At 59.0% G+C, this 19,192-nt stretch carries 20 protein-coding genes and 2 pseudogenes; 16 read left to right on the top strand and 6 right to left on the bottom strand.

What is annotated here, in order from left to right; all coding sequences use genetic code 11:
• Positions 1 to 210: 210 nt before the first annotated feature.
• The 7 genes from ACVIIW_RS18100 to ACVIIW_RS18070 all read left to right on the top strand — a co-directional run bounded on the left by ACVIIW_RS18100 (position 211) and on the right by ACVIIW_RS18070 (position 6,815).
• On the top strand, positions 211 to 1,530 hold the full coding sequence (locus ACVIIW_RS18100) for an ATP-grasp domain-containing protein (protein ID WP_456705189.1): 1,320 nt from the start codon (positions 211 to 213) through the stop codon (positions 1,528 to 1,530).
• Positions 1,527 to 2,726: an NAD(P)-binding domain-containing protein gene (locus tag ACVIIW_RS18095; protein WP_456701953.1), complete on the top strand. Its 1,200-nt coding sequence runs from the start codon at positions 1,527 to 1,529 to the stop codon at positions 2,724 to 2,726. Before ACVIIW_RS18100 ends, ACVIIW_RS18095 begins: the two co-directional genes overlap by 4 nt.
• Before the next feature lie 23 nt (positions 2,727 to 2,749).
• A complete protein-coding gene (locus tag ACVIIW_RS18090; RefSeq protein ID WP_456701952.1) occupies positions 2,750 to 3,529 on the top strand; it encodes a thioesterase domain-containing protein in 780 nt (259 codons plus the stop codon).
• Between the two features lie 71 nt (positions 3,530 to 3,600).
• Positions 3,601 to 3,891 carry a hypothetical protein gene (locus ACVIIW_RS18085; protein WP_456701951.1) on the top strand — a complete coding sequence of 97 codons (291 nt, stop codon included), beginning with the start codon at positions 3,601 to 3,603 and terminating at the stop codon, positions 3,889 to 3,891.
• Positions 3,892 to 3,982: 91 nt separating this feature from the next.
• Positions 3,983 to 4,654, top strand: a complete 672-nt coding sequence (locus tag ACVIIW_RS18080) for a hypothetical protein (RefSeq protein ID WP_456701950.1) — start codon at positions 3,983 to 3,985, stop codon at positions 4,652 to 4,654.
• Positions 4,655 to 4,725: 71 nt separating this feature from the next.
• On the top strand, positions 4,726 to 5,220 hold the full coding sequence (locus ACVIIW_RS18075) for a ParB/Srx family N-terminal domain-containing protein (RefSeq protein ID WP_456701949.1): 495 nt from the start codon (positions 4,726 to 4,728) through the stop codon (positions 5,218 to 5,220).
• A gap of 95 nt (positions 5,221 to 5,315) precedes the next feature.
• Entirely contained in the window at positions 5,316 to 6,815 is a 1,500-nt protein-coding gene (locus tag ACVIIW_RS18070; RefSeq protein ID WP_456701948.1) for a phosphomannomutase/phosphoglucomutase, read from the top strand.
• A gap of 31 nt (positions 6,816 to 6,846) precedes the next feature.
• On the opposite strand, the pseudogene cpsB reads toward ACVIIW_RS18070, so the two are convergent.
• Both cpsB and ACVIIW_RS18060 read right to left on the bottom strand, forming a co-directional pair.
• Positions 6,847 to 7,121: pseudogene (gene cpsB, locus ACVIIW_RS18065) on the bottom strand (mannose-1-phosphate guanylyltransferase/mannose-6-phosphate isomerase); the annotation flags it as partial.
• 26 nt (positions 7,122 to 7,147) lie between these two features.
• Positions 7,148 to 7,415: pseudogene (locus ACVIIW_RS18060) on the bottom strand (UDP-glucose 6-dehydrogenase); the annotation flags it as partial.
• Between the two features lie 342 nt (positions 7,416 to 7,757).
• Between ACVIIW_RS18060 and ACVIIW_RS18055 the strand changes: the two are divergent.
• The 4 genes from ACVIIW_RS18055 (at position 7,758) to ACVIIW_RS18040 (ending at position 10,924) form a co-directional block, all read left to right on the top strand.
• A complete protein-coding gene (locus tag ACVIIW_RS18055) occupies positions 7,758 to 8,408 on the top strand; it encodes a hypothetical protein (protein ID WP_456701947.1) in 651 nt (216 codons plus the stop codon).
• 147 nt (positions 8,409 to 8,555) lie between these two features.
• Positions 8,556 to 9,077: a hypothetical protein gene (locus tag ACVIIW_RS18050; RefSeq protein ID WP_456701946.1), complete on the top strand. Its 522-nt coding sequence runs from the start codon at positions 8,556 to 8,558 to the stop codon at positions 9,075 to 9,077.
• 69 nt (positions 9,078 to 9,146) lie between these two features.
• Positions 9,147 to 10,508, top strand: a complete 1,362-nt coding sequence (locus tag ACVIIW_RS18045; RefSeq protein ID WP_456701945.1) for a DNA modification methylase — start codon at positions 9,147 to 9,149, stop codon at positions 10,506 to 10,508.
• A complete protein-coding gene (locus tag ACVIIW_RS18040; protein WP_456701944.1) occupies positions 10,505 to 10,924 on the top strand; it encodes a DUF5681 domain-containing protein in 420 nt (139 codons plus the stop codon). The genes ACVIIW_RS18045 and ACVIIW_RS18040 overlap by 4 nt, the downstream gene beginning before the upstream one ends.
• Positions 10,925 to 11,060: 136 nt before the next feature.
• Here ACVIIW_RS18040 and ACVIIW_RS18035 read toward each other — a convergent pair whose 3' ends face one another.
• Complete coding sequence (locus ACVIIW_RS18035; protein WP_456701943.1) at positions 11,061 to 11,450, bottom strand: hypothetical protein; 390 nt, start codon at positions 11,448 to 11,450, stop codon at positions 11,061 to 11,063.
• 238 nt (positions 11,451 to 11,688) lie between these two features.
• Here ACVIIW_RS18035 and ACVIIW_RS18030 point away from each other — a divergent pair, with 238 nt between their 5' ends.
• From ACVIIW_RS18030 to ACVIIW_RS18020, 3 genes are read left to right on the top strand one after another with little or no spacing between them, the layout of a single operon-like run.
• Positions 11,689 to 12,540: a YqaJ viral recombinase family protein gene (locus ACVIIW_RS18030; RefSeq protein ID WP_456705188.1), complete on the top strand. Its 852-nt coding sequence runs from the start codon at positions 11,689 to 11,691 to the stop codon at positions 12,538 to 12,540.
• Positions 12,524 to 13,687: an ERF family protein gene (locus ACVIIW_RS18025; RefSeq protein ID WP_456701942.1), complete on the top strand. Its 1,164-nt coding sequence runs from the start codon at positions 12,524 to 12,526 to the stop codon at positions 13,685 to 13,687. Before ACVIIW_RS18030 ends, ACVIIW_RS18025 begins: the two co-directional genes overlap by 17 nt.
• Entirely contained in the window at positions 13,684 to 14,256 is a 573-nt protein-coding gene (locus tag ACVIIW_RS18020) for a hypothetical protein (protein WP_456701941.1), read from the top strand. Before ACVIIW_RS18025 ends, ACVIIW_RS18020 begins: the two co-directional genes overlap by 4 nt.
• Before the next feature lie 2,068 nt (positions 14,257 to 16,324).
• Here the strand turns inward: ACVIIW_RS18020 and ACVIIW_RS18015 are convergent.
• Complete coding sequence (locus tag ACVIIW_RS18015; RefSeq protein ID WP_456701940.1) at positions 16,325 to 16,495, bottom strand: hypothetical protein; 171 nt, start codon at positions 16,493 to 16,495, stop codon at positions 16,325 to 16,327.
• A 690-nt stretch (positions 16,496 to 17,185) separates the two neighbouring features.
• On the opposite strand from ACVIIW_RS18015, the gene ACVIIW_RS18010 reads away from it, so the two are divergent.
• A complete protein-coding gene (locus ACVIIW_RS18010) occupies positions 17,186 to 17,527 on the top strand; it encodes a VanZ family protein (protein WP_456701939.1) in 342 nt (113 codons plus the stop codon).
• A 165-nt stretch (positions 17,528 to 17,692) separates the two neighbouring features.
• On the opposite strand, the gene ACVIIW_RS18005 is transcribed toward ACVIIW_RS18010, so the two are convergent.
• Positions 17,693 to 18,097 (bottom strand): hypothetical protein, encoded by a 405-nt coding sequence (locus ACVIIW_RS18005; protein ID WP_456701938.1) that lies wholly within the window; start codon positions 18,095 to 18,097, stop codon positions 17,693 to 17,695.
• A gap of 218 nt (positions 18,098 to 18,315) precedes the next feature.
• Here ACVIIW_RS18005 and ACVIIW_RS18000 point away from each other — a divergent pair, with 218 nt between their 5' ends.
• Entirely contained in the window at positions 18,316 to 18,549 is a 234-nt protein-coding gene (locus ACVIIW_RS18000) for a hypothetical protein (RefSeq protein ID WP_456701937.1), read from the top strand.
• Positions 18,550 to 18,581: 32 nt separating this feature from the next.
• Here the strand turns inward: ACVIIW_RS18000 and ACVIIW_RS17995 are convergent, their stop codons facing one another.
• Positions 18,582 to 18,836 carry a hypothetical protein gene (locus ACVIIW_RS17995; RefSeq protein ID WP_456701936.1) on the bottom strand — a complete coding sequence of 85 codons (255 nt, stop codon included), beginning with the start codon at positions 18,834 to 18,836 and terminating at the stop codon, positions 18,582 to 18,584.
• Between the last annotated feature and the right edge of the window lie 356 nt (positions 18,837 to 19,192).

Below are 19,192 nucleotides of genomic sequence, written 5' to 3'. Positions count from 1 at the left end.
GACATCGGCGAACCTCAAAACGAAAACCATTTCGAGCCGCTTGGCGGTCTTCCAAGTGGTGGCGATTTTTTCTGATCTAGCCCGCACGACGTAAACCATAGCTCTATATTAACGATGCGCTGTCCGTAGCCATTTGCTTGGCTGCTTAGATTGATTGGCAGCGATGAGCCGCTGCGACATACTTTTGATTGAGAAGCAGCTTTGAGCGCAGTGAAGATTCCATTAAGCGGGCAACACTCGGTGCTTCTGGCTTCGGCGTCCTCGGGAGGCACGATCGCCGCCGTGCGGGACCTCGGCAGAAACGGTATCGGGGCTCAAGTCCTCTCAAGCACCCGGCTGGATGCGGCGGCATGGTCGAGGCATACAAGCCGTACCTATTCGGCACCTGCTGAAATCGACCACGAGTTATTTTTTGAATGCATTATAGCAATTGGAAAGGCCACTCCGGGCCTTGTTCTGCTCCCTACCTCGGATCAGACCGCCTGGATTTACACTGCCAATGCCGCCGCTCTGGCGCAGTACTTCTTGATGTATCAACCGTCGCTCGAATGCATCCGACGTATCCTTGACAAAAAGTTGCTTATGGATGCCGCGGTCCGGGCAGGGCTTGACGTACTACCGAGCTGGGATCCTGAAACGAGCGACGAACTTTCGAAACTCATAGCGACATTTCCTTATCCGATGCTGATCAAGCCGCGCACTCATGTGCAACGTCTCAGGAACGACAAAGGCGTCGTTGTCGAAACGCCAGATGAGTTTTGGAAGCAGTATGAGGCTTTTCTTGTTCGCGAGCGTTATCTGAGTGCTCCGCCGGCGCAATCGATCGGCCTCAAGAGGCCTCTTCTGCAACAATTCGCGGCCGATGGCAGCCAAGACGTCCAGTCAATCACCGGATTTATCGACCGGACGGGCGAGCTATTCGTCAGCAGGCGCTCAGTAAAAGTGTTCCAACGGTCACGACCCATCGGGATTGGTATTTGCCATGAGGCGCTTCCTCCCTCACGGGACCTTTCAAGAATGGTCTACACGCTATGCCGGGAGCTAAACTATTTCGGCGTGTTTGAAGCGGAATTCATTCGATTTAACGAGCGCTGGGCCATGATTGATTTCAACCCGCGCTTCTATAACCAGCTTGGATTTGATATTCAGCGCGGAATGCCGCTCCCCTTGCTCGCATTTCTGGATGCTTCAGGTCAGGCAGACGCTCTCAGCGAGGCCGTGGCTAAAGCGCAAGTCGAACATAAATTGGCGTTAGTATTTTCCGACCGATTCACCCTCAACTCGATATTGTTGGCGCAGGGAATTGCTTCCGGCGCGCCACACGCGGATCGGCAGCGTTGGTGGGCATGGAGCAGACAGCACGCAACGCACTGTGTTGACATCGCGATCGACAAATCAGACCCGCTGCCGGCGATCGTCCATGCGCTTTCCGAAATCTACCTTGGCGTGAGAGCTCTTCCGCGCTTTGTTCGTGCGACGCGGCGCAAGTCTCTGGCGCCGGTGGCAACTGCGGAGAAAGTGTTATCATGAGCCGCGCCGATACCGTCATCATCGGCGCCGGTCCGTACGGCCTTTCGCTCGCGGTACATCTGGCGACCAAAAATATAAATCATCGGATTTTTGGTCAGCCAATGCAGTTCTGGTCAAAGATCGCGGCCGCCGGCGGCGAACGTTATCTGAAATCATTCTGCTTCGGAACGGACATCTCAACTCCTTGGCGTGGTTTCTCATTTGCTGACTACAGCCGTCCGCGCGGACTGGAAACCTTCGAGCCATGCTCGATCAAGGATTTTGCTGCGTACGGGCTGTGGTTTCAACAAAGCCAGGTCGATTGGGTCGAACCCTTCGACGTTGTCAGAATTGAAAGACGCAATGAGGAGTTCGCCATTACATTGACGAACGGCGAGTCCGTTTCAGCTTCGCGTGTGGTGATCGCGACCGGGCTCGCGGGTTTCGCGAATATCCCCGCAGAGGTTGCTCCGCTCGCGCCCGAGCTAATTCAGCACACGTCCACGATTGGACGGTTTGCGGATTATCGCGGGCTTGATGTCGCCGTTGTCGGCGGGGGACAATCGGCGCTAGAAGCCGCGGCTTTATTGCACGAAGTCGGAGCGAGAGCACAGTTAATCGTTCGTAGGCCTTTGATTTCCTGGATGCGCCGCGCATCTTCGAACCGAAACCTTTGGCAAAGGATCCGATCTCCGATCTCGGAGCTTGGCACGGGACCCAAGGCCTGGGCTCTGACAAGCTTTCCAGGTGCGATGTATCTCGTCCCGGCGCCTTTGAGGACCCATTTCGTCAAAACTCATCTACCCCCGGAGGGGGCATGGTGGTTGCGTCCACGTGTGGAGCATCAGGTTCCGCTTCATTGCGGTACAAAGCTGATTGGCGCTCGCCATGAGGGCGGCCGAGCCGTGCTCAGCCTTCGAAATACGCACAATCGAACCGAGTTCGATCTTGCAGCCGACCGCGTCGTCGTCGGGACCGGATATAACGTTGACGTCGATCGTCTCGGTTTCCTGGACCGTCAGCTTAGAAGCGAGATTGTCCGAATCGAGAAGGCTCCGAAGTTGAATGCGACCTTCGAGAGTTCGGTTCCTGGCCTGTATTTCATTGGCCCGGCATCGGCGACGAGCTTCGGGCCGTTGTTTCGGTTCGTCGCGGGCACGGCTTATTCGGCGAAAATCGTATCGCGGCGACTTGCATCGGCGACGTCAACGAAATGATGATATCATCGCCGGTAATCGTCTTGGCGGGTGCAGGCGGCGGCGTCCCTGACCTCGGGCCGTTCCGGGCGGGATTTCCAGAGACGACCCAATTCGCGATATTGGTCTATCCAGGATGGCGCCGCTACGTGGAAATTGGGTTTTCGCTGCAGACCTTGATCGATGATCTAGTCCGCCAGATCGAGGCCCTGGTTCCAGAAGGACCCATACGCATCATTGGCATCTCCATCGGCGCCCATTTCGGTTATGCCGCGGCGGCGCAACTTCAGGCAGCCGGCCGGAATATTTCGGGCTTTTGCGCAGTGGACGCGTTCACGGTGAGTTCAGCGGCGACGACGGGATGGTTAGGGCGCGCGCTTAAGCGTGGCGCGCGCCTCGTACGTGAGAGACGAATTGTTGATTTGGCTAAATTCCTGCGCTCCCTTTTTTGGCGCGCGATGCTGCGACTGTCTCAGGAGCACTTGGTCGGGATCCTGCGCAGAGCGAAGCCGTCCGGCCGACTTCATCGGAGCTTGGCGGTCGATCCTGTTCTTGAGAACGAGCTTAGTATGCGCTTTCTAATCCGGTTAGCAGCCCCAGGAATTGCAGCGCTCGACCGCAATCCGATTGCGCTGAACACGTCAGCGGTCTTGCTTCGAACGGGCTTGACGGCTCGCTCGGACCAAAGTTGGCAGCGCCGCTGTCCGCGCCTGAAGATTATGCAAATCCCCGGCAACCATGAAACGATGCTCGCTCCCCAGAACCTGCCAGCATTTAGCAAGGCTTTTAGCGACGCCGCGCGAGCTTGGAGATTCGTGACATAAGCCGACGCATTATAGGCTACCTCGGTGCGTATGCCGGTCTCCGGAGTTGCGACGGTGTTGCCGACGGTCTTATGCTGGACAGCCTACCGGACCGGCAAATCGGCGCGCTGGGCATGACCCCGACTGGCCATAGCCGGCAGATCATCTACCACATCAGCACGCCCGTGATCCTCGCCGGAGAACTTGGTTCCGACAACGTCGTGCGGGCGGTCGGTATGGTGCACCCGCCGGCGCCGATCCTAAGACGAAGAAGGATTGAGATCGCAGCCATGCGAAGGATTCCGGAGCGTTCAGGCGAGCGGTGCACGCCGCTACGAACGGAGTCGATTGAAGCCAGAGCAGCGGCCTGGCAAGCCAGCTAGCGGCCAAATCGGATTGCGCGGCCGCCCTGGTCTCGTTAACCCCGTAGAGCCACGGTGTTGATGTTCAGGACTTCCGCTCCACGTTAAATCCATGCCTCGCTACCAATGGCTACAACAGGACCAATGCGATAAGCGGCGCGGGATTGCCGACGTCATCGACCTTCTGCACGCGGAAGCCGTCTTCGACGCTCCGGATACGGGTGAAATCCGGGTTGGGGCGTTGCGGCTGCCGTCGGATGACATTGTCGGCCTGATCATCGCCTCTTTCGCGAGGACGGCGGACGAAATCACCTTCATCGTCTCACTGCCCACCTCCGCGCAATTTCGGGCCAAACGTCGTGGCAGCACGGAGATTGAGACCTTCGCGATCTCGCAACTCGACGGCGCGTCGTTCGATTCCAGGGGCAACGTCGAGCTGCGGGATGGCACACGGCTGCGGGCCGTCGAGGTCATTCCGTCGAAGCTTCCTTACCACGTGACCGAGCTGGACTGGTGCATTCTCCACCACGTCATCGTATTCCTAGGGGCTGAATCGGATTGCTACAGGTACCCGATCCGGTTTGAGCAGCCACGCGACGCGCTCGATTGCAGCGCGCTCCCAGCTCTCAAACGCAGAATCCCGCTATTAAAGCAGATTCGTTTTTACATTGCGGAGCGAGAACCTGCGCTCAAGAACCTCTCCGAACAGAAAATTGCCGATACACTGCGCATGTTCGGCATGCGAATCCCAGCGCGCCGAACAAGATCACCAACCAAGATTTGAGGCACGAAAATTGAGGCGAGCCTGCCTCAATTCGACTTGGCTCGTGATGATGCGCGGGCCTCGAGGATGTGATGATTGCCAGCTTCATTGAAAATGGAGCTCCCAATGACCCCGGCCGCCCGCAACGGCCCAACAAGCGTACCCACCTCCGAAATAAGCAGCCCGATCGCCTGCCCTGCCAGCCTGATCAGCACGACATCCAATTGCTGCCGCTTCGATCGCTTAAGCCCGCAAAGAAGAACGCGCGAACTCATTCCCAAAAGCAAGTCACACGAGTTGCCCACTCGATCATTCAATTTGGGTGGACCTATCCCATTTTAGCGGACGAGTACTCGCAGATCATCTACGGGCACGGCGGCTGGGAAGCGGCGCAGCAGCTTGGACTCAAGGACGTCCCCGTCTTGGTGATACGCGGACTGAGCGACGCTGAAAAGCGCGCCTTGGCCCTCGTCGACAACAAGATTACAGCAAACCGCGGCGACCCTGCGGGCAGACTCAGCAATGAAAATGTCCCCGCCCGTGTTCATTGGTCAGTTTGCCGAGCGGTCGGATCACTGCACCACTAAGACGTGGTCGCGTTTCGAGTTTGATATATTCGCCTTGCTTACGCATCCAACATGCGTACGATTGCGTTCTCTCTTCCATTCACGAGACCGTCTCAATGTTTCCCAAGCCGAAATCCGTGTTGATGCCCAACACCTACGCCTTCGAATCCGAGCCGATGGTGAAGCCCACCGGCTTTCGCGAATACGACGCGCGCTGGCTGTTCCAGAAGGAAATCAACCTGATGGGGGTCCAGGCGCTCGGCATGGGGCTGGGCGCGCTGATCGCCGAACTCGGTGTCCCCAGGGAGATCGTCACCGGCCACGACTTCCGCGGCTATTCGGCCTCGATCAAATATGCGCTGATTTCGGGCCTGATGGCTGCGGGCTGCAAGGTTCATGACATCGGGCTTGCTGTGACGCCGATGGCCTATTTCGCGCAATTCGATCTCGACGTGCCCGCTGTCGCGATGGTCACGGCCTCGCACAACGATAACGGCTGGACCGGCGTGAAGATGGGCGCCAACCGCCCGCTGACCTTCGGCCCCGACGAGATGACGCGGCTGAAGGAAATCGTGCTCAATGCCGATTTCAAGAACAAGGCAGGCGGCTCCTACCAGTTCCACAAGAATTATCCGGCGCGCTACATCGCCGACCTCACCAATCGTCCGAAGCTCAAGCGCAAGCTGAAGGTGGTCGCGGCCTGCGGCAACGGCACGGCCGGCGCGTTTGCGCCGCAGGTGCTTGAGGCGATCGGCTGTGAGGTGATCCCGCTCGACACCGAGCTCGACCACACCTTCCCGAAATACAATCCCAATCCCGAGGACATGGAGATGCTTCACGCGATTCGCGACGCCGTGCTGCATCACAAGGCCGACGTCGGCCTCGGCTTCGACGGCGACGGCGATCGCTGCGGCGTCGTCGACAACACCGGCGAGGAGATCTTTGCCGACAAGGTCGGCGTGATGCTGGCGCGCGACATGTCGGCGATTCACAAGGACGCGCAGTTCATCGTCGACGTCAAGTCGACCGGGCTGTTCGTCACCGATCCAGTGCTGCAGAAGCAAGGCGCAAAGACCGCCTATTGGAAGACCGGGCATTCCTATATGAAGCGCCGCACCAACGAGACCGGCGCGCTCGCAGGCTTCGAGAAATCAGGCCATTTCTTCTTCAACAAGCCCTATGGCCGCGGCTATGACGACGGCCTCGTTTCCGCGATCGCGATCTGCGACATGCTCGATCGGGCGCCCGGCAAGTCGATGGCCGACCTCAAGAACGCACTGCCAAAAACCTGGTCGTCCCCGACCATGTCGCCGCATTGCGCCGACGAGGTGAAGTACGGCGTCATCGACAAGGTTGTGAAGCACTTCGAAGGTTTGCAGGCGAAGGGCGCCAAGATCGGCGATCAGGCGATCCGCGATCTCGTCACCGTCAATGGCGTGCGGGTCACCGTCGAGGACGGCAGCTGGGGCCTGGTGCGCGCGTCCTCGAACAAGCCCGAGCTCGTGGTCGTGGTCGAGAGCCCGGTCTCCGAGCAGCGCATGCACGACATGTTCGAGATGGTGAACAGCGTGCTGCGCACCCACCCGGAAGTTGGCGAGTACAATCAGAAGATCTAGCGGCTACCCTAGCAACGTGGCCGCCGCACACATCGGTCGTAACCGCCTTCTCAGCGGCGTTGCGCGAATCCTCGAACGCGGCGGCGCCATGCGCCGCATTGCCTTGCGCGTCCCTTGTCGGACAATTCCCACATCCGCGCAGGAGCCGACGTCGGACCAACCGCAGGACACCGGCACGACAGCCGCGCGCGCAGTCTTTTCCATCACGGCATAGTCGATCGAGATCGCCTTGGCCGCGCCGAACGCCTCGGGCTCCAGCGTGACGAAGCCGAGATCGCGCCCCGCACTGGTGACCGCATTCGACACGTCGCCGGTACCGACCGGCATTCACCCACGGTAAAATCGGAGAGCGACTCCGCGATCTTCTTTCGCGGCAGCGTAGACATAAGACAATAGGATGACCTTCGCCGCGGCGCGAAGGCGTGCCGACCGCGATGAACACGGCATCGGCATCCGGCTTCGACAGATCCGTCGTGAAATCGAGCCGCTTCGCCCGAACATTGGTTCGACCAACCCGTCGAGACCGGGCTCGTAGATCGGAAATGCGCCGCGGTGAAGCGCTCACCTTCTGTCGTCCTTGTCGACGCAGGTGACGTCGCGCCGAGATCCACACGCGCATCGACTTGGCCCGAGAGCTCGCGTTCATGGCTCGACGGCCTGTGAACAGGCGCGCCGCGAGCGATTCGAAATCCGGATGGTCGCGCCATCGCGGCGCTCATAAACACAGCAGTCTCTCGCGCTGCAGCTAGGCAGCCGTCACCGATCGACCGCCAAACGACTCGTGGCGAATCCGCGCAATGCACAGACACACGGCGCCGAGTGACAGGGACGCCCAAGTCGATCGCCTTCCCCGCCGGTCTCGGTGCAACCGTAGAGCTACGGGTTGAAGGTTAAGCGCGTGCATCTCAACTTAACAGGCGAGGACCCAAAATGCCCGACTAGGTGCGGCTGCAACAGGACCGGTACAACGAGCGGCGCTCGCTCGCCGACGCCATCGATGTCCTAGTACAAGCCAACGTCCTACTCGGCGCGCGCGCAGGCCAGATCCGGGTCGGAGGGTTAAAGCTTCACCGAGAGAGAATTGTTGGCCTGGTCACCGTCTGGGTCGAGCGTCCGGATATGACCTATCTGGTCTCATTGCCTGGGTCGATGCAATTTCTGACGAAACGTCAAGGCGACTCGGCGATTGAAACGTTCGACATCTTCCAACTCGACGGCGCAACATTCGATTCCGACGGCAATGTTGAGCTGACCGATGGCACGCGGCTGCGCGCTGTCGAAGTCATCCCTGTCCTGCGGGCTTATGAGGCGACTGAGCTAAGCATTGTCCAGCACACCGTCGCCTACCTGGAAGCTGAGCGCGAATGCTACCGACGCCCAATCTGGTTTCAACGGCCCTGCCTCGATTGCAGCGCGCTGCCACGCCTTCGGCGGAACATCACACTGCTAAAGCAGATCCAGGATTACATTGCGAAACGGGAGCCTGCGCTTGAACACCTCTCCGAGCAGAAGATATCCGACGCGCTGTGCAAGTTCGGCATGAGGATACCAACAAAGCGACCGCGTCGCCTCCAAACGACCTCAACAATGTGAGCTCTTTTCTTGCCACAATTCGACTTGGATCGCGCGTGATGCAAGCCCCCGAAAAATGATCAATCTAGCGAGCTCCGGTTAACAACGAGGAGCAGCTGAAGCGCAATGTGGGTGTGGCTAGCTCCTTCAATAATAAGGAGCTGCGACATGACGTTCGGTCGGACGAAGAAGCGGTGGATGGGTGTTTGCCAGCGACGATTGGCCTCAATCGACAATCCGAACGAGCTAATTAAGGCCGCAACAAAACTGCACGACCGCAATGTCGCGACATTGTACCCCTCAATTTTAAGATTTCATATTTTCATTTGTCCGGATAGCATGATTGATGGCAGGCGCGTCCTTGGCTTCTACCCAGCTGAGCGCGATGTCCATGGCTTGCTCCAGGCTCAACGGAAACGGGCGACTCGCCCGCGCGTAAAGGTAGGCGACCGCGCAGAGCCGCTTCGCAAGATCATAGAAGGCCTAGTTTCCAAGCCTGAGCTTCGGGGCCTCAGTGCGAAAGAGATCTGGCCTCATTTTTCTGCACAATTGAGGGACATCGGCTGCGATCCCATCGAGTCCGCCGATGGATCGAAGCTTTCTTACGAGTTTGGCACAGGCAGGCGAAGGATGACCTTCAAGACGTTTCGAAATGCGATTGCTACGATTCGACGCTCAAGGGCCCAATAGCCCGGCTAACGGGCACCCGCACGGTACAGATGACTCCGGGGCCGACGCAGTCGAACCAAGGAGTCAATCGTGGCCGTATCATCGAAACACAACGAGGTCTTCACACAAGTGGGACCGGTCGAGCGTCTACCAATCGAGGCAATTTCGCCGCCTAGGCCAGCACTCCGAAAACACACCGACCGCCACAAGAAACAATATGCGAAATGTATAGAGGCGTTGGGCTTGTTCAGCCCCATTATCATTGATTCGTCAGGTGTCATCGTAGCCGGCTTGATCTGGTACTTTGGCGCCCTCCAGCTTGGTTTACGCGAACTCCCCGTCATCCGCGTAACGCATCTCACGCCCGGACAACTCGAACTCTACCGAATTGCTGAGCAACGACTCGGCGAACTCGCCCCTTGGGACGACCGCGCGGTCGCGGAGACATTAAGGGATCTCTCGCAGCTCGAACTCGGGTGCAGCCTCGAGATCACAGGTTTTTCCCAGGGAGAGATCGATTTTCGCATCGAACATCTCGAAACGCTGCAGGTTGAGTCATCTCCTGACCCAGCCGATGTCGTTCCCGCGGCTGCGGTAACCTGCACTTCTGCTGCCAACGATCTTTGGCAACTTGGTCGACACCGAGTTTTGTGCGGAAGCGCGCTCGAATCTAGTTCATTCACCGCCCTTATGGCAGGCAAACGCGCGCGGGCCGTGATCACGGATCCGCCGTTCAACGTGCCAATTCGAGGACACGTATCGGGCAGAGGACGCATTCGCCACCGCGAATTTGCGATGGCGTCCGGTGAAATGTCCAGTAAAGAGTTTACCGCCTTCCTGAGCGGCTACCTGCTCCGCGCGATAGAGCACCTCGCGCCGGGCGCCCTCCTCTACATTTTCATGGACTGGCGTCACTCCGCTGAAATTCTTGCCGTCGCTGCTGAAGCAGGGCTCGAACTCAAGAACATTTGTGCGTGGGTGAAATCGAACGCAGGTATGGGATCATTTTATCGCAGCCAGCACGAATTCGTCTTTGTCTTCAAGTACGGTAAAGGGCCGCATCGCAATAATGTCGAGCTTGGTCGACATGGTCGATTTCGAACCAACGTCTGGCACTATCCAGGATGCAACAGTTTCGAACGGAATGGCGACGACGGCAACCTGCTTGCCTTACACCCCACTGTAAAGCCGGTTCAGTTGCTGGCCGACGCGATTCTCGATTGCACGGAACGCAATGACGTTGTCTTGGACAATTTCCTGGGCAGCGGTTCGACCTTACTGGCTGCCGAACGAGTCGGCCGGCGCCTCTACGCGACCGAGCTGGAGCCGCTTTACGTGGATGTCGCGATCCGGCGCTGGCAACGCCACACTGGTCAAATGGCGGTCCACCTCCAAACCGGACGCCGTTTCGACGAGATTGCTGCAGATCGGGCTCGGGAGCGCGCGCAATGACCAGGCACAAATCCGGAGACTATGAGGTTGGCTACGGAAAACCGCCGAGAGAGCGACGCTTCAAACCCGGCCAGTCCGGCAATCCGCGAGGGCGACCGAAAAAATATCCCACATTAACCGAGCTCTTTGCAGATGAGTTGAAGCGGAAGCGAACCATTGTCGAAGACGGCCAACGATTGCGCGTTCGGACGGACGAGATACTGGTGAAGCGACTGGTCGATGTCGCAGCCAAGGGCGGAATGAAAGCCTTGACAATGATGATGGCAGTGATCGAACAAATCCGCGAAATCGAAAGTGCAACACACGCGGACCCTTACGGCATGTCAGCCGACGAACTAGCAGCCTATTACGATCGACTGCGGAAGCTCCCGGCACATGGCACCGGCATCAAAAAGATCAAAGGTTTTTTTCCGTAACTGAGGTGACGGTCAAGCTGCACGACTGTCCAGCTAACTTCAAAGCAACAGCACGCTGTCAAGGAGCTATCTCGCAGAGCCCTAGCGGCAACGCGACCAAAATCCAGAACGAAGCCAAATAGCCCTGCATTCAACCTCACGCGAGGCTTAGCGCGCGAAGTGTCCGCTTCTGTATCACCAGAGCGGCCCGCTCGTAGCGCTCAAGGCTCTTGAGACGCTTGACGGCCGCCAGGCTCGGGCCGGTCAGCAGAGCGACTAATACGTCCTGCCGCAGACTGCGAATATGCAACCGCGCGAGCTTGGCGCGTACAAACGAAATCGCCAACTCCGGCGCGATCTGATGCCCGAGCCCCAAGGCGATCGCGACGGCAAGATTTTCAATCGCGGCAGAATCGTTGCCGTCACCCCGGGCCAGCCCATGGCGCACTGCATTTTGGCTGGACTTGGCTTTTCCAACCGCGGTTTTGGGGCCGGTGCTGCGTCTACAGTTGCGGCGATTGGCTTCGATTTGTCGCGCTGATGCCATGGCCGTTGCCCTCAGATCTCGATCCGGAAAGCTCCCACCAAGGGCTTGAGAGATCAAGACTTTTCCAGCCAAAAAACCTTGATTTTGCTGCAGAAAGGACTGGCTTTTCGGTGCAATTGGAGCGTTACTGGCTGGACCGGGCGCAACCGATGGCGCCGGTATCTCACCTCGCCAGGGCGGGGCTTTTGGCGGTGCGGCGGCAGGCCGCATCAACCTTAAGGAGATACCGGTGGCCACGATCTCAGCTGACGGCGCCGAGGCGCCGCGTTCCGTTGTCAAATTCATCCCCACAGACCGCCGCGCCTTTGTCGGCGGCTCGGATGCACGCATCATCATGGGGGATGATCAGCAGAGTCTCACGCGCCTATGGCGCGAAAAGCGCGGCGAAATCGCGCCGCAAGATTTTTCGGAAAACCTGGTGGTGCAGCTCGGCACCGTCACCGAGGAACTGAACCGGACATGGTACCAGCGCTGCACCGGGCAGGTCATCATCGACGTTCAGAAGCGAGTGCGGCATCCCGTGCACAGCTGGATGGCGGCAACGCTCGACGGCGTGGTCGCGCAGACCGGTTCGGTGTTCGAGGCCAAGTTCATGCTGCCCTGGGCCTTTACCGAAGAGACGGCGGCCGACAAGCACATGGCGCAGCTACAACACAACATGTGGGTGGTCGCGTCACGTTCCGCCGCGCTCTCCATCATCACCGGCGGCGGCAAATGGGTCGAGATCACCGTGCATGCCGACCCGCTGTACCAGCACCTGCTGCTCACCGCTGAAAAGAAGTTCTGGCGCTGCGTGCAGAGCGGCGAGCCGCCGACCCTGTTTGGGATTGAGACGCCGCGACCACGATTGGCCGCCGTCAAGGTGGTCGACATGACCTCCTCCAATCTTTGGGCCGACTATGCCGCCACCTATTTGCGCACCCGCGCTGCCCATGGCGAGCACGAGCTCGTCAAGGTCGAGCTCAAAAAGCTGATGCCCGAGGACGCCAAGGAAGCGATCGGCCACGGCGTTCGCGCCAAGCGGGCCAAATCCGGCGCGATCAGCTTTGATCCGGTCGAGATGGAGGGCGTCCATGCACCAGGCCAGTGAACATATCGGTGCGATCGCAGCCGCGCTGGCGCGCGCGCAGGCCGAATTGACCAACCCGGAAAAGACCCTCACCGCTCAGATCCGCTCGCCGTTCCTGCGCGACGACGACCGGACCTTCCACTACGCCTCGCTGGCCTCCGGCCTCGACATCGTGCGCAAAACGTTGAGCCGGCACGAGATCGCCATCATCCAGACCACCCGGACCGACGTCACGACGGGCACCATCCACCTCACCACCCTGCTCGCCCATGCCTCCGGCGAATGGATCTCCTCGGAGTGGCCGGTCTGTGCCAGCAAGGATGTCGAGGCGCCGCACCGCATGGGCGCCGCGCTGACCTATGCGCGGCGCTATGCGTTGTTCGCGCTCGTCGGCATTGCCGGCGAGGACGATCTGGACGCACCAGATACGGTCGCCGGTCCGCCGGGCGCAGCGCCGCCGAGCCTCAAGGCCTCACCAGGCAAGGGCGTCCTCCACCGCGCGCAGCTGCTGCGGCCGGGCGAGTCCGCAGCGCTCCGCGAGCAACTGTTGCGCCAGCTCGAAGCTCTGTCAGCTGGCACCGATCTGCTCGGCTGGGCCAAGGCAAGCCTCCCGCTCAAGAACACCCTGCAGGAACCGGACGCCCGCTGCGTCGAGGCCGCCTATCAAGTCAGGCTGGAGGCGGCCACCCGCCCGGCGGCGGCCACCGGCCGCGCGCCCCCCTCGGCGCGAGAGCACAACGTGCCAGACCAATCATCGGCTGCGGACACCGAAGCCGCGCTGCAGCCATCGTTGGCAGCGCACGAGGCAGGGCTGGCCTACCCTAAGGAGCCACCCCGCAAGCGCAGCAAGGCGCATCTGCTGTTTGTCCGCGAACAGCCCTGCCTGGTTTGCGGGCAAACCCCGTGCGATGCTCACCACCTGAAATTCGCTCAACCCAGGGCCCTTGGCCGCAAGGTGAGCGACGAATTCACGGTCCCACTATGCCGCGCTCATCACCACGAGCTGCATCGCCGCGGCGACGAACGGGCTTGGTGGGCCAATCTGCAGATCTCTCCCCTGCCCATCGCACAGGAGCTGTGGGCGGCAAGTCCCGCGCACGATCCAACCAACGCCGGACTCGCCAGCGCGGCTCTGCCGACACCTCTTGGATCGGAGGCCTCGCCATGATGAACAGGCCATTCTCGCCCTCGCACCAGTTCACCGCGCTGCCGGTCGAGTTCGAGGCCTTGGCACCTCCGCCTTTGCTATTGCCAGGTGAGAGTCTCGAGCACTACGAGGTGCTGCGGCAAGCAATCTTTGCCGACCTCGCGCCGCGCTCGGCGATCGAATGGCTGCTCGCCATCGACGTCGCCGAATTGTCGTGGGAGATCCAACGCTACCGGGTGCTGCGCCACAAACTGCTTGAGACCTATCGCCAAAAGGCAATTGAAGCGGCCCTGCGGCGGATCGATATGGTCGGGATCGACCCCGAGTTCGAAGCGGAGGCCGAGTACTACACGCTGCAAAACGCCCTCAGTTGGCGGATTGACCCGATCGCTGCGACAGAAATAGACACGCGCCTCGCCTCCTATGGGTTCGATCAACACGCCATCAACACGGAGGTCTACGTCCAGGGTCGCGAGATGTTTGTGCTGTTCGAAGGTCTGCTCAACGCCGCACAAACGAAACGCCTGGTGCTGCTTCGCGAAATTCGGAACGCGCGCCTCGCAACTGGATCGATAGGTTTCCGGCGCTGAAAAACCAAACGGCGCTCCTGGCCCGACCGGAACCCAAGGACGAGAGCGTTTCCTCTGTACCTGCAGCGATACGCGTCAAACCAGACTTGTCGCTGAAGTTACCGTCGAGGTTTGGGATCTGAGCCAAAGAATTTTCCATCCGATTAACCTAGGCTAAAAGCGGTCCTCGTTCTGCTGTTTTTGTCTGCTGTTTTTTCCCGGCAAGAACCGTCGACGCTGAAAGGGTAGAGTCATGTCGGAAGCGACGCAGCTGCTTACATCTGATCACGACATCGAACATCGCCCAATTGCGGACCGTGTGTTGGAAGTTGTGCTGATATTTGACTTGCTGAGTACGACCGGGCTGTGGATGTATTTTCTGGGACGGGGGCTGTGGACACTCGCCGGTTGGTATCGGGGATAATTCTTGCAAGTCCAATGTTCCCGATGAGCGGACCCATGGCATGTTGATTTGGCGTGCAGAACGACCGCACAACCATCGCCTGGGGCTGGTCTCGACGACGGCGAGCGACCGCCTGCTCGGCAGGACCCGCGACCCGGCACCACAATAAGGACGGCAAGACCGGCCTTGAGTCCTCTTTGTCATTCTAGAAAATCACATTAGCTGCTACCCTCCCAAACGCATCGCGGGCGGTGCGATATCTATGCTGAAGCGGCTAGCTCCCCCTGCGGAGGGACGCCTCAGTCATCCCAGAGGCGCTTTCCGCACCCGCACTCGAACATATGAGTGATGGCTCCGCTCTCAGAGTCCACCACTGTACGAAGAAGCTTCATTTTCTTGCCGCAGATCCGGCAGGTCCTGCTTGAGTTGTCCTCGACAACGCAAATCTTTTCCGCGCGGAATATCTCCATGAATCCCGTCCCCCTCCGAGGTGGCCGTTGTTGAAAATACAAATCTGTTGAAGCAGGGAAACTGGAAGAACTGGGTACGGAGTCGTGACAAGTTTGCGACTGTACACAGAGCAAATTATGACACGTCAGGCAGCCGTGCGAGCCTTCTAATTAGCTAGCTCGTTAGGAGTAATGCCTGATCAGATCTTGGGGCTAATATAATCCCTGTGCAAAACGGTGGGTCGTTTGGCACCATCGAACAAAACAGTGATGCCGCTGGTGCGAGCGCTTTCGGCCACAACAACGCCACCCCGGTCAGCGAGCTCCGGGCAACGAATCCTTCCGAGTTCGCTGAGCTTGAAACGTGTCCCGACTGCAATCCTGTCCGTTTTCAAATCCACGGTTGCGCCTCGCTCGAAGGGAGCAGATCGCCAGAAAAAAAGCAGGTATAATATACCGCTGATTGTGCCACCCTGCATTAGCCTATGTCAAGCCGCGCGGCTATTCGCCGGTCTGCACAGGTTCCGCAAGTACCGTTTAGAGTGTTCCACGACCTGCAGCCAGTGCGGTTGTGCCATTCGTTTACGAGACCCCAGCGTTTGATCGGGATTGAGGTACGACAATCAGAGTTCGGTGGGCGGGCCCGCACGCAGAGGGTGCTTGGAGCGGCCGCCGCGGCTAATTATGGACTTTACGACTTCCCGAGCCGATCGGCTTTTCAGGAGAACCCGGCCCGGAGCCAGGCGCGCCGATCGGCAGGCCGTTGGCGGCGTGTCCGACTCCGACCCCTGGAGCCCCCACAGCCCCCGCCGAACTGTTTGGCGCTGCCGTGTTCATTCCTGTTGTGGCCGCTTTCTGCTCGGCGGCGACCGTGTTGACTGTCGAGGATTGTGTGCTCGTCCGAGCCGGTGCTTGCGAGGGCTCGGGCGAGCCCGAGGTCTGGCCGATGTTGCGGTTGCTAGAGGATGCTGCCGGCGCAGTGCTTTGTCCGATTAGATTGGAGAAAGGGACGCTGCTAGGGTTGGTAGAAGTGGCCGCGTTTCCGCTCGCACCTGCTGAGGTGGTCGCATTTGATGTGGCGGCCGCACTGGTGGCGGCTCCGCCGGCACCTCCAGCGCCAGCACCGCCGCCACCTTGAGCAAGTGCTGCCGTGGAGAACGCGGCGCAGGTAATGGCTATCAGGATTGTCCTACGGATCATAATCTACTCCCTTGTTTGGGAGAGACAACCACAAGGCTCAGACCTCAGTTCCGTTCGCGCGGCGATGCTTTGCCAGTAGCTCGCGCATGCGGATGGAGGAGCTATCTTGATAGAGCAGCTCTTCGAACTCGAAAGTCTCTTCCGGGGAAAGTCCGGCGAGAACCACCATGCCTTTCTTATTGATGCCGTACCGAAAATCTTCGCCCATCAGCTGAAACGGCGGTCGATGGTCAGAGCTCCTAGCATTCGAATCACCGCGCTGCACAACGGGAATTTCTGACACATCTGTTGCCGAATAGATTTGTATATGCTCAGGATGAAACAAAAGCCGCCAAATTCGCTCATGCCAAGATCCAGCCTAGCAGGACGCGTATCGGTTGCCACGCAACCCACGCGATCGCGGCAAACCAAACAGCCGTGGTCAGGAGAGCTGCAACGCCAAATGCGATTGGAAATGCGATGTCGAAAACACTTTTTGGCTCAGGCGTATCTGCGGCAAAATCCGCGGCTCCATCGGACATTACGACATCCTCCTTGGCAAGGAGATACCGAGCCGGTTGAGCGACGGCAAACCCTAGTTGAAATTAACCTGACCTTTAAACCTTAACTGGCACGTCGAATTCTCTCAGGACTGCGCAAGATTGCTCCATGCAGCAAGTGGAGCAGCTACGCGACCCCGCCCCAAGGCCCAGTCCAGACGAGAGACGTCCTCTAATCTCGGCCTCCCAAAGCTTGGTTTCGGCTGTGCTTATGAGCTCGCGATGGCACCACGTGAATGAATTGAGCCCGCCGAGAATTTCCACCCCAAACTACTCATCAAGAGAGATCGCGTTGTGAGAAGCAGTACATTGCCGAACGGAGTGGACGAGAGCCTCGCAAGTCGGTATTTGAGCCCTCGATGCTCCGCAAATTGTTCATTCTGGCTGCTTGGTCCGCCCTCGGCGTGATTGTCTTCGTGACACTATCGCCAAGTGGGCTTCGTCCGCAGACAGGTTCGGCGGGTGCCGAGCGCTTCTCTGCCTATTGCTTGCTCGGTGCGCTCTTCGTGTTGGCCTACCCTCAGCACTTCGTGCGCGTCATGACTTTCATTCTTGTTGTGGCGGGCTCGCTGGAGTTATTACAGAATTTGACGCCAGATCGGCATGGCCACGTCGCCGATGTGGCGGAGAAAATCGCCGGCGGCATTGCCGGCAGCAGCCTCACTCGACTGGCCCAAGCGTTTCAGCGATTTCGGAGTTAGCCAAGTAGTCGAATACTGGTCGCTCAGCATTCTTTCGCTTGCTCGCATGGTGCTCGCGTATCTAGGCCAACTGAAGCACCCGGCCGAATTGCGGCGCACGAGACGCCAAAAGAGACTTATTAAGAATGATTGGCGGAGCTGACCTTCATCGGCGGAGTTTCCCAATCAAGTCCGCGTCGATCCGACCGGCTTTGCGTCCGATTTTGAGATCGTCACGTGGACCGTGGACGTGCCGACATCGTGACGGTTTTTGCCGGTTACGGCGAGGGTAAAGGCGTCCGTTCCGGAGAAATCAGACTTTGCGAAATAGCGAAAGCCCGGACCAACCAACACGAGCTCGCCGTTCCTCGGCTTTTCAAGAACTGACACGTTGTAGATCTGCATCGTCGACCAGCGCAGCCCCTGGATGCAGTTGGTCCCCGGCACGATTGCCATCGACCATTCGATACTGTCGCCGGCGAGCCTGTAGGCCTCCATGTCGCGCAAGCAGGGCGACGCACTGGCAGCAGACCCAAATGCGAGAATGGCGAGCATTCCAGCGACGGTTGCAGCGAAAGTCTTGCGTGTCATGCTCAGTCCCAAACCGTATGTTATTCGACCATGCTGACCTGACAGCCCTAAAGATTCGGTAAGGGAGCCGCCCGAACATGCCCGTGGCTAAGTCCTGGCTAAGCGCAGCGGAGCCTAAACAAGCGATCTGGCCTGATAGAATCCGACCTGCTACGATTTGCTGTAGTCGCGCAGGCGCGCGCTCTTGAATGGACGGGATGAGAGATTTGCGAAGGGTCATGGCTCACTACGCGTTTGCGCTAATCGCGACACTCGGCATCGCCGCTCCCACCGGCGCGGCAGCAGGCCCAAGCGCCGAGGTCGCCAAAAAGTGCATGCATTTCTCGTATTTGGCCTACCCGTACAGACGCCCCGGCTCTGTCAAGATGAGCAGCGACCGCCAATCCTATTTCAAGGATTGTATGAGCAAAGAGGGCAATGTTCTGGAGCCATCACCACCGAAGGAGCAGTGAAGGTCCGCCCGAGAAGCAGGCACGGCCCGCCGCTACTTGGTCGGTTCATCCATCTTGCCGTTATTGGCAACGCATTTGTTGAAGTAGGCCGTCTGATCGAGCCCGGATCCCTTGGCGCTCCCTGCCGCCGGGTTGGCCGGCTCTCGAGGCGGGAATTGCTTGGTCGTTAGCGCCCTACAAGTCTTGGCCAATTCGGCCGTGATCGCGGAAGCGCGCTCAGGGGCTGAGGCGCCGGCGAGCGACATCAACGCGACTACGATCTTACAGAACTTCCATGTGGCAAGCATTGTTCCTCCTGTCTCGCATGACAGAGTTTAAGGCACTACCTCGGGCATCCCTTTTATAAGCTTGCGGCGCGCGCGAATTCTATGCCACCTTGAAGGTTTGTTGCGGACCAAAGCGAGCGCAGACGTCACTCATATCGATGGCGAGGCTGCGCCGTGATTTTTTCGCCAATCGAGATCGAATGCATGCAACTGCGCCCATTCGGTGACGATGCCCCCCGCACCTACGCCGTGGGCGCAAGTAGATATCTCCTCGCATTACCCAATATTAGACAACTAGGCGCGCACGGCTTGTGCGGACCGCACCGTGCACCGATGACCCAGTGTAGCAATTGACGTGGCAAGGTGAGCAGAATAGC

The sequence above is a fragment of the Bradyrhizobium sp. USDA 4449 genome (genome assembly GCF_054056275.1).
This window is presented reverse-complemented; position numbering and strand designations above follow the sequence as displayed.

Coding starts and splice junctions, on each gene's coding strand:
- ACVIIW_RS18085 (WP_456701951.1), top strand. CDS start 3,601: ATGCTGGACAGCCTACCGGACCGGCAAATCGGCGCGCTGGGCATGACC.
- ACVIIW_RS18020 (WP_456701941.1), top strand. CDS start 13,684: ATGATGAACAGGCCATTCTCGCCCTCGCACCAGTTCACCGCGCTGCCG.
- ACVIIW_RS17995 (WP_456701936.1), bottom strand. CDS start 18,836: ATGCTTGCCACATGGAAGTTCTGTAAGATCGTAGTCGCGTTGATGTCG.
- ACVIIW_RS18005 (WP_456701938.1), bottom strand. CDS start 18,097: ATGACACGCAAGACTTTCGCTGCAACCGTCGCTGGAATGCTCGCCATT.
- ACVIIW_RS18095 (WP_456701953.1), top strand. CDS start 1,527: ATGAGCCGCGCCGATACCGTCATCATCGGCGCCGGTCCGTACGGCCTT.
- ACVIIW_RS18000 (WP_456701937.1), top strand. CDS start 18,316: ATGGCTCACTACGCGTTTGCGCTAATCGCGACACTCGGCATCGCCGCT.
- ACVIIW_RS18075 (WP_456701949.1), top strand. CDS start 4,726: ATGATTGCCAGCTTCATTGAAAATGGAGCTCCCAATGACCCCGGCCGC.
- ACVIIW_RS18010 (WP_456701939.1), top strand. CDS start 17,186: ATGCTCCGCAAATTGTTCATTCTGGCTGCTTGGTCCGCCCTCGGCGTG.
- ACVIIW_RS18025 (WP_456701942.1), top strand. CDS start 12,524: ATGCACCAGGCCAGTGAACATATCGGTGCGATCGCAGCCGCGCTGGCG.
- ACVIIW_RS18080 (WP_456701950.1), top strand. CDS start 3,983: ATGCCTCGCTACCAATGGCTACAACAGGACCAATGCGATAAGCGGCGC.
- ACVIIW_RS18015 (WP_456701940.1), bottom strand. CDS start 16,495: ATGGGCGAAGATTTTCGGTACGGCATCAATAAGAAAGGCATGGTGGTT.
- ACVIIW_RS18050 (WP_456701946.1), top strand. CDS start 8,556: ATGACGTTCGGTCGGACGAAGAAGCGGTGGATGGGTGTTTGCCAGCGA.
- ACVIIW_RS18035 (WP_456701943.1), bottom strand. CDS start 11,450: ATGGCATCAGCGCGACAAATCGAAGCCAATCGCCGCAACTGTAGACGC.
- ACVIIW_RS18070 (WP_456701948.1), top strand. CDS start 5,316: ATGTTTCCCAAGCCGAAATCCGTGTTGATGCCCAACACCTACGCCTTC.
- ACVIIW_RS18040 (WP_456701944.1), top strand. CDS start 10,505: ATGACCAGGCACAAATCCGGAGACTATGAGGTTGGCTACGGAAAACCG.